The following is a 12,769-nucleotide window of genomic DNA, read 5'->3' as shown; positions in this document are numbered from 1 at the left end:
GCGAGCGGCAAGCCGCTGACTCTCGGCCTTTTGTCGCCGCCTTCCTTTCCCTTGTCCCGGCACCAACCCAGACTCACTGGCCGACGTCGGGACGGCAAGGCAATTGGACCGACTACGCACGTCCCCCCGCAGTGACCATTTGTCAGACACCATCGTGAGCGTTGAGACGAGGCTGCGCGCTGCGGCGCCATGTCGGCAGCGTGCCTGTTCCGCCTCGGTGCGGGGAGGGTGGCGGACAGTGCCCGATGTGTGCCACGCTGCGTGGACAACCAGCCTGGTCTGGTAGGAGGCCCCGCGCCGCCCTTGAGGGTCATGTCGTGACCGGGGCGCGGTACGGGTTGTCTTGCTCGACTGCACGCGGCCCCATGCCGCCTGCTCGACGCCCCCTTCAGCGGGGGCCTGATGGGCTCGACCCCGATCAAGGGGTGGACCATGAACGACTTCACCGTGGTAACCCGGCAACACCGCTACCACACCTACACCCTGATCACCGTTATTGGCGACATGGATGTCCAGACCCGTCCCGAACTCGAGAAGGCCACCCGCGCGGCAGCCGCGATTCCGCTGGACGGCCAGACGCTGGAGCTGAACCTGTCGGGCGTCTCCTTCATGGATTCCAGCGGCCTCAAACTCCTGCTTGTGCTCCGTCGACGCCTTGAGGCAACCGGCGGACACCTCACCGTCACCGGCCTGCAGCACCAACCCACGGCCCTCCTCTTGCTGACGGGCACCCACGCCCTCCTCACCGACCCCCTCATCAGCGGCGCGTGCAGTACACCCGCCTCAGCCCGTGCGCTCGATCAGCCCTGACACCCCTGCGACGGCTCTGCCCCATTCGCTCAGCCATCCCTCCGAGTGGTACGTCCCCATCGGAACGGGCCCGGACAACGTGCTCGACCCGATCGAGGCGCGGCCGACGTACGGCTGGCACACCGGAACGGCGGGCGGGATTCCGGCAGGGCGTGGGGGAGCGCGGTGTCGATGCCTCCGGGCCGCACCCGGCGTACGACGGGTCTCCACCAGCGGCTTCGACCCCTTCGGGCTCGGTCGCCCGCCACACGATCCACGCGTGAGGCGGTTCACCACCTACCGGTAGCCGGCGGCGCGCCACCACCGCCGGCTCGCACGGCTTACGGCTGCCGGTGCTCCGGCGCTGCGGTCATCCGGTAGCGAGCCAGCTCGCCGCCGTCCTCGGCGTGCGTGGTCTCGAACCTTTCGAAGCCGGCCTTCTCCAGGACGCGGACGGAGGCCGGGTTCGACAGTTCGACGCCGGCGACCACGCTCTTCACACCGGGCGCCGAGAGGGCGAACGCGGCGAGCGCCGTGGCAGCCTCGGTGGCATAGCCGCGGCCTTGGCGGGAGGCGACGACGCCGTACCCCAGCTCGAGCAGTCCCTCGGAGGGCGGCCAGAACAGACCGATCGAACCCACGACGAGGCCGGTGCACCGTTCGATGATCAGCCGGTGCCCGTACGCGCCGAGCCAGTCCGGATTGCCGCCGAGGAGCTGCGCGATGACGCAGTCGCCGTCGGCGGGAAAGTCGGCGGCCCAGTCGGCCGGCCGGTGCTCGGCCTTGCCGCCGGCGTGGGCGTCTGCCGCGGCAAGGACAGCAGTGACGGCCTCGGCCGTCCACGCGGCCAGTACCAGGCGCTCGGTGGTGAGCTCGGTGAGGTCGTTCGAGAGTGCGAAACGCACGGTTGTCTCCAGATCGTTCGGAACGACCGGACCGCGTCGCGTCAGCGCGCGGACCGGAAAAGGGCATGCTGAGGAAGGCCGGTGACGGCCATATTCATCAACCTCCCTGATCCGGACCCGTGTTCGCGTGCAGCAAGCACGCCATCGCGACCGTAGCAGTAGCGCTCGGACGCGACACCGACCGGGGAAGCTGCGCGACCGGCGACCGTCTGAGCATGCGGCGACGTCGCCGTCAGCGATCTCGGCGATCTCGGCCTGCGGGCCGTGCGGAACAGTCGTGTCCGTCGCCGGGCAGGCTCATGACGTTCAGCACGGGTTCCTCGCCCTGGGGGATCTCGAAGGTGAAGTTCGCCCTTGACGGGATCGCCACGAGCGAGCACTGGTCGCCGAAAGTCAACGGTGGATAGGGCTCCCAGGAGCAACCGGCCTTGTCCAAGGCAGAAACGACGTCGGCGTGCCTGAGCCCTGCCGGGAAGGTACCCGTCCGCCCGACGACCGATGGGGGGAGTTCGACGACGTCACGCCAGGTCTGGACGCAGACGAGGGAAACCTTCCGGCAGCGACAGACACTCAGCTCAAGGTCTCCGTAGGCGAAGAGCCGCGGCCACTTTCTGTTCCGGCTCGTTGTTCCGATGTCCCACGGCTCGCCGAGTGCTGCGGTCACATCGTTCCAGTCGGCTCCGCTGAACACCGGGCCCAGCCGACCTGTCTTCGCCATGCTGGTCAGGACATCGAGTATCTCCACGAGGCGGAGCCTGACAGGGGCACTGACCAGCAGTCCAGCGATTTCCGAGGGCAGGTGGCCGCGGCCGCCCACGCCTGTCGAGGTGCGGATGCGGAGCACGGCGGCGGACGCTGTTCTCCGGTGTACTCACCGGGCAGCGGTGACTCCCGTACGCTCGGCACGGCGCTGCCGAGGACCCGACGACCTTCCGCACGATGGTGGGCACCCCAACCGCGAACCTCCGAATGCTGGACCAGCTCGGCGACCTGCCGCTCGCATCGGTCGTGGTGTCCTGCCGGAGCGGCGCCGTGGCGTATCTGGAGGGCTGTCTCGACCTGTACCCGACGCCGCGGGCTGACTGCGCGGGCCGGCCCCCGCGCAGTATCCCTGCGCGTGTTTCCGGTCCGCTTCCAGCGAATCCGCTTGGACGTGACGGTGGACGACGGCGTCATGCGTCCGGGGTCGGCCTGCCCGGTTTCACGGCGCCCTCACCCCGGTTTCACCCCGAGCTCAGCAGGGCGCGCAGGCGGCCCGGAGGGCGGCCGGTCGTGCGGCGCAGGACCCGGGTGAAATGGGACTGGTCGCTGAAGCCCAGCTCGTGCGCGAGCCCGGCGAGGTCACGCTCCCCCTCAGCGAGCCGATCGAGGGTGCGGGCGAGCCGGAGCCGGTCCCGGTAGCCGCTGAGGGACGTGCCGGTCTCCGTACGGAACACCCGGCTGAGGTGGTGCGGTGAGCAGCCGACCGCGGTGGCGAGCGCGTCCAGGCCCTGGTTGACGTCGGCTCCCAGGGCGGCGCGGGCGTCGTCGGCCAAGCGGCGGCGGGCCTGGGCGGTGCGCGGCCGGCCGCTGGCCACCCGGCCCGGCGCCAGGTGGCCGAGCACCCGGGCGGCGACCGAGGCGGTCCGCTCGGCGAGCTCGAAGGCGTCGGCGCCCGCGCGGGCGCGGGTGAGCAACAGGCGGTGGGTCAGGGCGAGTTCTGGCGTGGTGAACACGAGGCCCTCCGGGACCTCCGGGTCACCGCCGAGGAGCGCCGCGACCCCCGGCTCGGACAGGACGATCTCGGTGTAGACGTCGTCACCGCGCGGGTGGGCGAACTGCTGCTCGGCGCCGAGCCGTTCCACGTACACGGTGGCGGGGTCGAGGAGCTGCTCCCGCCCGCGGACCCGCCCTCTGACCAGCCCGCGCCGCACCATGACCAGGCCGAAGACCGTCGCCTCCCGCGCGGGCGTCCAGCCGCGCGGCGGGCAGCCGCACAGTACGTCGGCGAGGAGGACGTCGTCGGTGCGGAGGAGGACGCGGCGCTCCACGGGCATGTCCGGCATCCTCCTGGCTGGTTCTCCGCCTTGCGGCGGAGGCGCGAAGTGAGCATGAACGTACAAGCGGCGCGACGCCACCGCCCGGCAGTCTCTCGTGCGTGCCGGCCTACGGGAAGGCCGGCCGGGAAGGGGACAGCGGATGAGCGGGCTGAGCGGGATGAGCAGGCGGGAGCTGGCGAGGGGCGCCGTGGGGGCCGTCGCCCTGACGGCATGGGGCCCCGCCCTGGCGGGCCGGGCGTACGCCGCGGGGGACGGAACTTCGGGCGACGGCACGGCCGGCGGTACGGCGGACGGGGCTGGACAGCGGCGGGTGGTCGCGCGGCAGGCCGGGCCGTTCGAGGTGCTGGCGCTGCTCGACGCGCACGGCCCGTTCCCCGGGCGGACCCGCGACCACTTCACCGGCGCCGCCGAGCGCGACTGGGAGCGGGCGGAACGGCTCGACCCTGCGGCGTTCGGCCCGGACGGCACGTGGGAGCTGGACTTCCGCTGCTACGCCGTCCGGCGGCCGGGCGGGCGTGTCACGCTGGTCGACACGGGGATCGGGCCCGTCGGCAGCCCCGCCTCGGGATGGGCGCCCGTGCCCGGTCGGCTGCCGAGGGTGCTGACGGAGGCGGGCATCGGCGTCGCGGACGTGGACTCGGTCGTGCTGACGCATCTGCACAGCGACCATTACGGGTGGGTGGTGGGGCCGGACGGGACGCCGATGTTCCCGGGGGCCCGCCACGTCGTCCAGCACGCCGAGGTGGCGTCCCTCGATCCGGGCGACACGTCCCTGTCGTACGTGGTGGAGCCGCTGCGGGCTGCGGGCCTCCTCCAGGAGGTCGACGGACGCACCCAGCTCGTGGGTGACGGGCGCGGGCGGGGCCACGCGGTCACCCTCGTCCCGACGCCGGGCCACACGGCGGGGCACCAGTCGGTCCTCGTCGAGGGCGGCAGCCGGCGGGTCATGGTCACCCGGGACGTCCTCGTGCACGCCGTGCAGTGGGCGAACCCGGCGGTGGCCTACCGCTTCGAGCACGATCCGGCGGCCGCCCGGGACACCCGCGAGCGGCTGCTGGCCGAGGCGCGGCGCCACCGTTCGCTCCTGGCCACCGCCCACCTCAACCGCCCCTTCGTACCGGCCGGTTAGTCCCCTCCCGGGCCCGGGAGGGGGCGGAGCGGGGCCAGCTCGGCCGTCCAGTCGCCCGCCCGCTGCCATGGGCGCAGCCGCCCGAGTAGATAGAGCACGGTTGTGCCACGCACTCGGCATCGGCAAGGTGCTTTTCGGCATACGACCCCGTGCGCGTGCTCCTGGCGCGATCAACGCGGCCGACCGACCGACCCCCTACCGGGGCGCCGCCCGGGCGCCTCGCCGGGCGGGCGGTCGGAGTACGGCCCCGGCGCAGTCGCCGATGGCCGGACCGCGGGCCCGGGCCGCCTGCCCCGGGCCGGACCCGACCGGATAGTCGACATCCATTGAATGTTTGGTTTTTGCGATGCGGAGGCAACCCTTCGGGGCCCGGCGGCAACCCCACATCGATCACTCCCCTCTTCACGGAACGGAACCGCCCATGAGTTCGATCCGCCGCACGGCCCGTCACCGCAGACAGCGAAAGGTCCTGGCCATCGGGGTGCCGCTGACCCTGGCCGTATCCGGAGTGGTGGCCTACGGGTCCGCGTTCGGGCTGGGTGACAAGGCCGCGGCCGCGGAGCCCTCCGCCTGGGCAAGCGCCGCCGCCGACGGGTTCGCCTCGGTCGATGCGCTCGGGCAGAACGGCACGTACGGCGGCCGGGAGGGCAGGACCGTCACCGTAAGGTCGCTAGCCGACCTGGAGAAGTACGCCACGGCCCCCGAGCCCTACGTCATCGTCGTGGCCGGCACGATCGACATCGCGCCCGTCGGCAAGGAGATCAGGGTCGCCTCGCACAAGACGATCATCGGCTCCGGCACCCTGGGGCACATCGTCGGCGGCGGCTTCTTCCTCGGCCAGGGCGTCCACAACGTGATCATCCGGAACCTGACGATCAGGGACTCCTACCAGGGCGTGTGGAACGACAAGGAGCACGACTTCGACGCCATCCAGATGGACGGCGCCCACCACGTGTGGATCGACCACAACGACCTGCGGCACACCGCCGACGGACTGATCGACGTCCGCAAGGACAGCACGTACGTGACGGTGTCCTGGAACAGGCTGAGCAACGCCAACAAGGCCTTCGGCATCGGATGGACCGACAACGTCGTCACCGACATCACGATCCATCACAACTGGATCCGCGAGACGGAGCAGCGCAACCCGTCGACCGACAACGCCGCCCACGCACACCTCTACAACAACTTCATGGAAGACACCCCGGGCACCGCCGTCAAGTCCGCCTACGGCAACTTCGCGCGCGGCAGGACGCGGATGCTGCTGGAGAACTCCTACTTCCAGGGCATGACCAACCCGGTGATCAGGGACTCCACCGCCGCCCTCGTCCAGCGCGGCAACGTCTTCTCCGGCACGAGCGGCCGCAACGAGAGCGGCGGCGGCACGGCCTTCGACGCCAAGGCGTACTACCGCTACACCTTGGACGCCGCCGACAAGGTTCCCGCGCTGGTGAAGTCCGGGTCCGGGCCGAAGAGTTCCCTGGGGACGGCGCCCGCCACCACCGCCGCGCCCGCCGCCGCGGCCGCTACGACGCTCACCGTCGCCCAGGACGGCAGCGGCCGGTACAAGACGGTCCAGGCCGCGGTGGACGCCGTACCCGCCGGCAACGCCTCCCGCGTGGTCATCTCGGTCAAGCCGGGCACGTACCGCGAGACGGTGAACGTGCCGGCGGACAAGCCGCACGTCACCATCCAGGGGTCGGGCCCGAGCCGCAAGGACACGGTGATCGTGTACGGCAACGCGGCCGGCCTGCGCAAGCCCGACGGTTCGGGTACGTACGGCACTCCGGGCAGCGCCACGGTCGCCATCCGGTCCGACGACTCCCAGCTCCGCAACCTCACCGTCTCCAACGACTTCGACGAGGCCGCGAACCAGGCCGTGGACGGCCACCAGGCGGTCGCCCTGCTCACAGCCGCGGACCGGATCGTGCTGGACGGAGTCATCGTCACCGGCGACCAGGACACCCTGGAGCTGGAGACCGCGGCCAAGGACAAGCCCGGCCGCGTCTACGTCACCAACTCATACGTCGTCGGCAACGTCGACTTCATCTTCGGCCGCGCCACCGCGGTGATCGACCAGTCGGTCATCACCCTCAAGAAGCGCTGGAACGGCACCTCGGCCGGGTACATCACCGCCCCGAGCACCCCGGCGGGCCACAAGGGCATCCTCGTGAACCGCTCCACCGTCAACGGTGACGTGGCCGCGTCCTCCTTCCATCTCGGCCGGAACTGGCACCCGGGCGGCGACGCTACCGTCGACCCGCAGGCCACCTTCCGCAACTCCACCCTCAGCGCCGCGATCAAGCGCGCCCCCTGGGCCGACATGGGCGGCTTCTCCTGGAAGGACGACCGCTTCGCCGAGTACATGAACGTCGGCCCGGGTGCCGGACCCAAGAGCGCCGACCGGCCGCACCTGAGCGATGCCCAGGCCGCGTCCCAGGAGGTCTCGGACTGGCTGGGCGGCTGGACCCCGTAGCAGGGGGAGGGGAGGGGGCCCGGAAACGACGCCATCGCGTGGCTCCCGGGCCCCGGGACCCCGTCAGCCCGTCGCGCCCGCCGCCGGGCGGAAGGTGCCGGTGACGGTGTGCCGCTGTCCCGTAGCCGAGGCGGCCGTCGCCGTGTAGGCATCGCCGGCCAGGGGCCGCGCACCCGGGGCGTGGTTGTACTGGACGGCGAAGACGTGCTGCCCCGCGGGGACGGTCCGGCCCGGCTTGAGGGTCCACCGGTAGAGGAGGGCGCCGCCCTCGTCGGTGGTGGTCAGCGCGAAGTCGCCCTCAGGCAGGGTCCGCCAGGCGCCGGTGGACCCCACGCCTCCCGTCTGGGCGACGCGGACCTCCAGCGTCAGTGCCGCCAGGGACGCACCGGTGTGGAGGGTGACGGTGCTCTGGGACCAGTAGGGATTGGGCTGCGGGTCGACGGCACCGTCGGAGCGCAGCGGCCCGTCCTGGGTACCCGGCGATGCGGACGGCGCGGCAGGGGCGGATGGGGCGGGAGGGGGCGCCGGCGCCGGTGCCGTAGGGGTCGTGGCGGCTGCCCGGCCCGTGCCCTCCGTGGGGAAGGCGGGGGCGAGCACGTATCCGCCCACCACGAGCGCCGCCGTCGAGGCAAGGGTGGCGAGGGTGATGCGCGGCCAGGACAGGGGCCGGTCCGCACGCCGGTCGGGCACCGTGCGGGACGTGCCGAGCCGGACCCGCTCCAGCATCCCGTCCCGGTCGGGCGCGTGGTCCGCCGCCGCGTCCCGGAGCCGGCGCTTCAGGTCCTCCATCAGTTCCTCGTTCCGGTCAGTTCCTCGGCGGCCTGCGCACCGAGGAGGCGCTGCAGCTCGGCCATCGCCTTGGAGGTCTGGCTCTTCACCGTACCGACGGACGTCCCGAGCGCGAGGGCGGTGTCCTTCTCCGACAGGTCCAGCGCGTGGCGCAGCACGACGCACGCGCGCTTGCGGAACGGCAGGCGCGCCAGCGCCCGGCGCACGTCCATCACCGCGTCCACATCGGGATGCTGCGCGCGGCCCGGAAGGGCCGACCAGAACAGGTGGACGCGGCGCCGCTCGCGGGTGAGGGCACGGATGCGGGCCCGGGCCATGTTGGTGACCACACCGCGGGCGTACGCCACCGGATGGTCGGCGTGCTGCACCCGGTCCCAGCGGTGCCAGAGCGCGACGAAGGCGTCGGCGGCCAGGTCGTCGGCGGTGTCCGCCTCACCGGTGAGCAGGTAGGCGAGGCGGGCCAGCTCGGCATGGTGCCGCTCGAAGAAGTCGTGGAACTCCGCGTACGCGTCGTCGAAGGCCATTGCGGAGTCTCCGTCAGGTCTGACCGTGCTCCCGCCCGAGTCAGTGCCGGTGTTCGTGCCCGCCGGTCGGAGGGACGGTGAGCATACCAACCGGCCGGTCAGCACGGTCCCGGTGGGGCGGAGCGGTCGCTGCGCCGTCTGCGGATCACCGGGGTGCCCGGGCGGGGCGAGCGCGCCCGCCCGGGCATCTGCGTGCTGGATCACTTCAGGACGCCCGCGCCGGCACTGCGGGCGAGGGACGCGGGCAGTCCCGCGGCGGACGGTTCCAGCCCCTTGGAGAGGGCGGGCTTCCAGCTCGCCGTGGACTTGATCTTCTTCTTGTTCGCGGCGTTGTAGGCGGCGACGAGGTCGGTGACCGAGCCGTTGACCATGTTCCCGCTGCCCGCGAACGCGCCCGTACCGTCACCCGACAGGAGCTGCGAGGCCTTGCGGTCCGAGGACAGCGTCCAGTGGTTGTTCTGCGCCACGATCTGGGCGCCGGCCCGCGCGTTCACGCTGTAACTGTGGGTGTAGCCGTTGCGCGGGGTGGTGTCGAAGTGGTTGTTGTAGAGGTGGATCTGTCCGACCCGGGCGAGCGGTGCGCGCTGCACGATGCCCTGGAAGACGTTGTGGTGGAGCGTGACCCGGAGCTTCGTGTCCTTGTCACTGCTGCCGATGAGCATGGTCTTGTCGTGGTCGGCGAACCGGTTGTACGAGACGGTGACCAGGTCCGATGCGTTGGTGATGTCGAGGGCCCCGTCGTGGACCTGGTACTCGCGGCCGAAGTATCGGGGGTTCGAGGCGTCGTAGCGGGGGCCGTCGGTGAACGAGTTGTGGTCGGCCCACACATGGGTCGCACCCCGAAGGGTGACGGCGTCGTACGCGGAGTTCCAGTTGCCCTCGGAGCCGTCCGTGGGGTCCCACTGGGGGAAGCAGTCGCGGGTGTCGGCGAAGGTCAGGTTGCGGATGATGACGTTGTCCGCCTTCTGCACCAGGAGACTGCCCCCGTTGATGCCCGCGTCGGTGCCGGGCACGCCGATGACGGTGGTGTTCGACGGCACGGCGAGACCCACCCGCTCGGCCTGCTTCGCCTGCGCCGCCGCCCGTGCGGACTCCTGCGCACCGGACGGCACCTTGGACCGCCCCCATACCGCGGGGTCGTAGGCCTTGAGGTAGGCGGCGAGGGTGTACCCGGTTCCCTTCGCGTAGTCGGCGCAGGTCAGCGGACGCCCCTGGTCGTCGGTGTTGGCGTCGATCCGGCCCTTCACCCGGATGATCCTCGGGGCGCCGGACGGGCCCGTGCGGAGCGCCTTGACCAGTTCGGCCCGTGTGGTGACGGTGACGTCGTGCTCGGCGTCGGCGGCCTGCCCGCCGGTGGTGCCGGAGCCGCTCGACGCCCAGCCGTCCTGGGAGGCCAGGCGGTCGTGCGCGAGATCGACGGCGCCGGCGTCGGCGCGCGCGGCGAACGGCAGGACGCCGAGTCCCGCCGCGGTGACGAGTCCCGTGGTGACCAGGACGAGACGGCGGCGGGCGGGGAGACGACGGTGGGAGGAAGTCGGCATCGGTAGGCGGTCCTTGTACGGAGAGGGAGCGAAGTTCTGCTCTTGCACCGCTCAGTTGCCGCCGCCCCCACCGGGGTTGCCGGGAATGGCGAGGAAGTCGTGCGACGTACGTCACAAGTCCGTGGCCGCACAAGGGACCGACGGCCGGGATCCGCAAAAACGATCGGGCCGGGCCGCGCGCTGCGTGGAGGTACGTGGGTCCCGAGGTCTCCGTGACCGACACGGCGCGCCTGGCGGAGCCGTGGGACGCGGGGGCGTCGGCGTGGACGGCGGCGCGACCAGGGCCAGCCGGCGGTGACGGCCCGCTCGAACAGGGCCAAGGCGGACCGTGGTCCGGCGGAGTGGCTGCCGCCGTCGCCGGAGGCACTGTGCCGGTACGGCACGGAGTCGACCGCGACGAAGCTGCGCTGGGGCTGGCTGGGCGGGTCTACCGAAGGGGCCTCGGCGGCCTAGGTGCCGTCGAGCAGGCCCGGGTCGGTGAGCTGCCCTACCCGGGCCGGAGCCCCGTCCTCGCGGGCCGGGGGATCGGCAACGTCACCGATCCGGGCGCCGCCCCCAGCCGGGGCCGCTGCTACGCCTGGTCGGCGGCGCTCGGCCCGCGCCGCTTCCACGCGACCGAAGCCGACGCCATCACCCGCGTGACCGCTGCCTGACCCATCGGACAGCGCCTAGTACCAACGCTGGTTTTCGCTCCAGTGGCAGTCCCACTGGGTGGCCGGCGCACCGTTGTCGGTGCGCCAGCCACCGATCTCCAGGCACTTGCCGCTGTTCACGTTGACCAGGGCCACCGTGTAGTCGCTCGTGGCGCGCAGCTGCCACAGCTGGTTGGCGCCGCCGTGGCAGTCCCACTGGTCGATGGCCGCGCCGTTGGCGGTGGACCAGCCCTTGACTTCGAGGCACTTGCCGCTTTGCGCGTTGTAGATGAGCCTGGCGTTTCCGTGAGGGGCCCCGTACCACTGCTGGTTGGCGCCGCCATGGCAGTCCCACTGGTTGACCCCGGCGCCGTTGGCGGTGGACCAGCCGCTCACTTCCAGGCACAGCCTGCTGTTGAGATTGAGCAACAGGTCCCACTTGGACAGGTCCACGGCGGCGGCCGGGGAGGCAGGCAGGGCGACGGAGATGAGCACGGCGCCGACGGCTGCGCCCAGGGCACGGCGGACGGACTTGATGATGTTCAGGCGCACGAAGAAATCCCCCCATAGGGCCGGTCACGGCCGCACGAAATCGACGCTGACCATACTTGATCTTGACCCTGTCACCAAGGCGTCTCATGCCTCGGTCGTTGCTGACTACGCCGACTCCGAGCGGGAGACGGTGCTGTCGACGAGCACCCCCGGCCTGGCCCCGCTCGCGACCCGCACGGCCGCCGCCGCCCGCGGCCCGGAAGCCGAAGCGGGGCGCGCGGCAGCCGGGCCCGCCCGGAGAACTCGTGCGCTGCATGGTCGGCCAGATCCTGCGCGCCCTGACCACCCAGGTCGGCAGCCCGTTCCCCGACACCCCGCTCTATCTTCTGGCACCCGTGAAGTGGTGCGGGCAGAGTGGGCGGCATGACAGACAGTTCCGGCCCTGTTCCTGCGGACGTAGAAGATCGCCCGGCGGTAGAGCACATCCTCGGCCGTCCCTTGAGCCGGGCATGGCCGACGGGTGCACTGGCGCCAGGCAGCCGGGTCACGGTCCTTCGCGACCAGGACTGGGACGGGCCTTGGCAGGTCGAGTTCGCTGGAACGATCGATGCCATGGGCGCACCCGAACCCAACGAACACGCCCAGTCGCTCAGCGGCGAGCTGCGGTACTGGGTGATCTTCGATGCGCCGCAGTACGACTGCGACGGGGCCGGCCCCTATCGCAAGGCCCAGATCTGGGGTCGGTACCTCCGGGCCGAACCAGAGCCCGAAGAGTAAGAGCCGCGCGGAGGGGGCGGTGAAGGCCCCGTTGGACTTGACGCTGGTGCCCGAGCATCGGCGTGGGCACGGAGCGATGTACGACGGCCTGAACCACGGCGGGATCGACGTCGGCCGCTTGTGGACCGTACTGGCTGGGCTGTCGCTGCCGCGGTTCTACGGCGGGCGCCTGGTGCCGGCGGCCGGTGTGCCGCCGTGGCTCCGCTCGCACGCGCCATGCTCGGCGGACCGTCTGTTCTGCCACGCCTACGGCCGCGCGAACTCCTTCGTGGCGATGAGCACCTCTCAGGTACGGCGGTTCCGTGAGTCCGCCTGGGGGTGATAGATCCCGCGCGCAGCTGCAAATGTGAAGCCCCGGCAGGTACGTTCTGGCGGGGCTTCAGCGCGGTTGATCGAGCCTGACAGGTGCTGCCCCTGATGCTCGTTCCCGGCGTCCGACGCGTTGAGCCGGCCCGACGGCTGCCCGGGCGGCGGCGCGGCCTCTCGGACCTCCCAGGCGCGCTGAAGACGCGGTGCGCTTCTGCTCCATGGCTGGTCAGCAGCCGTGCGGCGCGCGGGGATTCCAAGGCGCCGTCCAACGCCGAGAGCCAACGCGGGTGCTGAACAGCTCGGTGGGCCAGGCGGCTTACGTTCTCACCGTCAACGCCGTTGGACAGCTCTGCCCTGTCCAGAAGAG

At 71.6% G+C, this 12,769-nt stretch carries 12 protein-coding genes and 1 pseudogene; 6 read left to right on the top strand and 7 right to left on the bottom strand.

Going from position 1 to position 12,769, the window contains the following annotated elements; genetic code table 11:
* Positions 1 to 432: 432 nt before the first annotated feature.
* Positions 433 to 810: an STAS domain-containing protein gene (locus ACZ501_RS10865; RefSeq protein WP_468794128.1), complete on the top strand. Its 378-nt coding sequence runs from the start codon at positions 433 to 435 to the stop codon at positions 808 to 810.
* Between the two features lie 320 nt (positions 811 to 1,130).
* Here ACZ501_RS10865 and ACZ501_RS10860 read toward each other — a convergent pair whose 3' ends face one another.
* The 3 genes from ACZ501_RS10860 to ACZ501_RS10850 all read right to left on the bottom strand — a co-directional run bounded on the left by ACZ501_RS10860 (position 1,131) and on the right by ACZ501_RS10850 (position 3,730).
* Positions 1,131 to 1,694, bottom strand: coding sequence for a GNAT family N-acetyltransferase (locus ACZ501_RS10860; RefSeq protein WP_468794125.1), 564 nt, complete (start codon positions 1,692 to 1,694; stop codon positions 1,131 to 1,133).
* A gap of 232 nt (positions 1,695 to 1,926) precedes the next feature.
* Positions 1,927 to 2,439, bottom strand: a complete 513-nt coding sequence (locus tag ACZ501_RS10855) for a hypothetical protein (protein ID WP_468794122.1) — start codon at positions 2,437 to 2,439, stop codon at positions 1,927 to 1,929.
* 478 nt (positions 2,440 to 2,917) lie between these two features.
* Positions 2,918 to 3,730, bottom strand: coding sequence for a helix-turn-helix domain-containing protein (locus tag ACZ501_RS10850; protein ID WP_468794119.1), 813 nt, complete (start codon positions 3,728 to 3,730; stop codon positions 2,918 to 2,920).
* 142 nt (positions 3,731 to 3,872) lie between these two features.
* Here ACZ501_RS10850 and ACZ501_RS10845 point away from each other — a divergent pair, with 142 nt between their 5' ends.
* On the top strand, positions 3,873 to 4,862 hold the full coding sequence (locus ACZ501_RS10845; RefSeq protein WP_468794116.1) for an MBL fold metallo-hydrolase: 990 nt from the start codon (positions 3,873 to 3,875) through the stop codon (positions 4,860 to 4,862).
* A gap of 421 nt (positions 4,863 to 5,283) precedes the next feature.
* Positions 5,284 to 7,338, top strand: a complete 2,055-nt coding sequence (locus ACZ501_RS10840) for a pectinesterase family protein (protein WP_468794114.1) — start codon at positions 5,284 to 5,286, stop codon at positions 7,336 to 7,338.
* Positions 7,339 to 7,401: 63 nt separating this feature from the next.
* Here the strand turns inward: ACZ501_RS10840 and ACZ501_RS10835 are convergent, their stop codons facing one another.
* The 3 genes from ACZ501_RS10835 to ACZ501_RS10825 all read right to left on the bottom strand — a co-directional run bounded on the left by ACZ501_RS10835 (position 7,402) and on the right by ACZ501_RS10825 (position 10,192).
* Positions 7,402 to 8,127 (bottom strand): hypothetical protein, encoded by a 726-nt coding sequence (locus ACZ501_RS10835; RefSeq protein ID WP_468794111.1) that lies wholly within the window; start codon positions 8,125 to 8,127, stop codon positions 7,402 to 7,404.
* Positions 8,127 to 8,651, bottom strand: a complete 525-nt coding sequence (locus tag ACZ501_RS10830) for a SigE family RNA polymerase sigma factor (protein ID WP_361600517.1) — start codon at positions 8,649 to 8,651, stop codon at positions 8,127 to 8,129. Before ACZ501_RS10830 ends, ACZ501_RS10835 begins: the two co-directional genes overlap by 1 nt.
* 200 nt (positions 8,652 to 8,851) lie before the next feature.
* Positions 8,852 to 10,192, bottom strand: a complete 1,341-nt coding sequence (locus ACZ501_RS10825) for a pectate lyase family protein (RefSeq protein ID WP_468794108.1) — start codon at positions 10,190 to 10,192, stop codon at positions 8,852 to 8,854.
* Between the two features lie 368 nt (positions 10,193 to 10,560).
* Here ACZ501_RS10825 and ACZ501_RS10820 point away from each other — a divergent pair, with 368 nt between their 5' ends.
* Entirely contained in the window at positions 10,561 to 10,845 is a 285-nt protein-coding gene (locus tag ACZ501_RS10820) for a hypothetical protein (protein ID WP_468794105.1), read from the top strand.
* Between the two features lie 15 nt (positions 10,846 to 10,860).
* Here ACZ501_RS10820 and ACZ501_RS10815 read toward each other — a convergent pair whose 3' ends face one another.
* The gene (locus ACZ501_RS10815) at positions 10,861 to 11,376 is read right to left on the bottom strand and encodes an RICIN domain-containing protein (RefSeq protein ID WP_361600511.1); all 516 of its coding nucleotides are present in this window, start codon (positions 11,374 to 11,376) and stop codon (positions 10,861 to 10,863) included.
* Between the two features lie 363 nt (positions 11,377 to 11,739).
* Between ACZ501_RS10815 and ACZ501_RS10810 the strand changes: the two genes are divergently transcribed.
* Together ACZ501_RS10810 and ACZ501_RS10805 are read left to right on the top strand one after the other, a co-directional pair.
* On the top strand, positions 11,740 to 12,093 hold the full coding sequence (locus ACZ501_RS10810) for a ferrous iron transport protein A (protein ID WP_468794102.1): 354 nt from the start codon (positions 11,740 to 11,742) through the stop codon (positions 12,091 to 12,093).
* 10 nt (positions 12,094 to 12,103) lie between these two features.
* Positions 12,104 to 12,415, top strand: a pseudogene (locus tag ACZ501_RS10805) (transposase); the annotation flags it as partial.
* Positions 12,416 to 12,769 lie beyond the last annotated feature (354 nt).

This window comes from Streptomyces sp. NPDC034085, from assembly GCF_055575555.1.
This window is presented reverse-complemented; position numbering and strand designations above follow the sequence as displayed.

Excerpts from the sequence above, each read along its gene's own strand:
- ACZ501_RS10830 (WP_361600517.1), bottom strand. The coding sequence starts at position 8,651 with ATGGCCTTCGACGACGCGTACGCGGAGTTCCACGACTTCTTCGAGCGG.
- ACZ501_RS10850 (WP_468794119.1), bottom strand. The coding sequence starts at position 3,730 with ATGCCCGTGGAGCGCCGCGTCCTCCTCCGCACCGACGACGTCCTCCTC.
- ACZ501_RS10825 (WP_468794108.1), bottom strand. The coding sequence starts at position 10,192 with ATGCCGACTTCCTCCCACCGTCGTCTCCCCGCCCGCCGCCGTCTCGTC.
- ACZ501_RS10865 (WP_468794128.1), top strand. The coding sequence starts at position 433 with ATGAACGACTTCACCGTGGTAACCCGGCAACACCGCTACCACACCTAC.
- ACZ501_RS10845 (WP_468794116.1), top strand. The coding sequence starts at position 3,873 with ATGAGCGGGCTGAGCGGGATGAGCAGGCGGGAGCTGGCGAGGGGCGCC.
- ACZ501_RS10840 (WP_468794114.1), top strand. The coding sequence starts at position 5,284 with ATGAGTTCGATCCGCCGCACGGCCCGTCACCGCAGACAGCGAAAGGTC.
- ACZ501_RS10835 (WP_468794111.1), bottom strand. The coding sequence starts at position 8,127 with ATGGAGGACCTGAAGCGCCGGCTCCGGGACGCGGCGGCGGACCACGCG.
- ACZ501_RS10810 (WP_468794102.1), top strand. The coding sequence starts at position 11,740 with ATGACAGACAGTTCCGGCCCTGTTCCTGCGGACGTAGAAGATCGCCCG.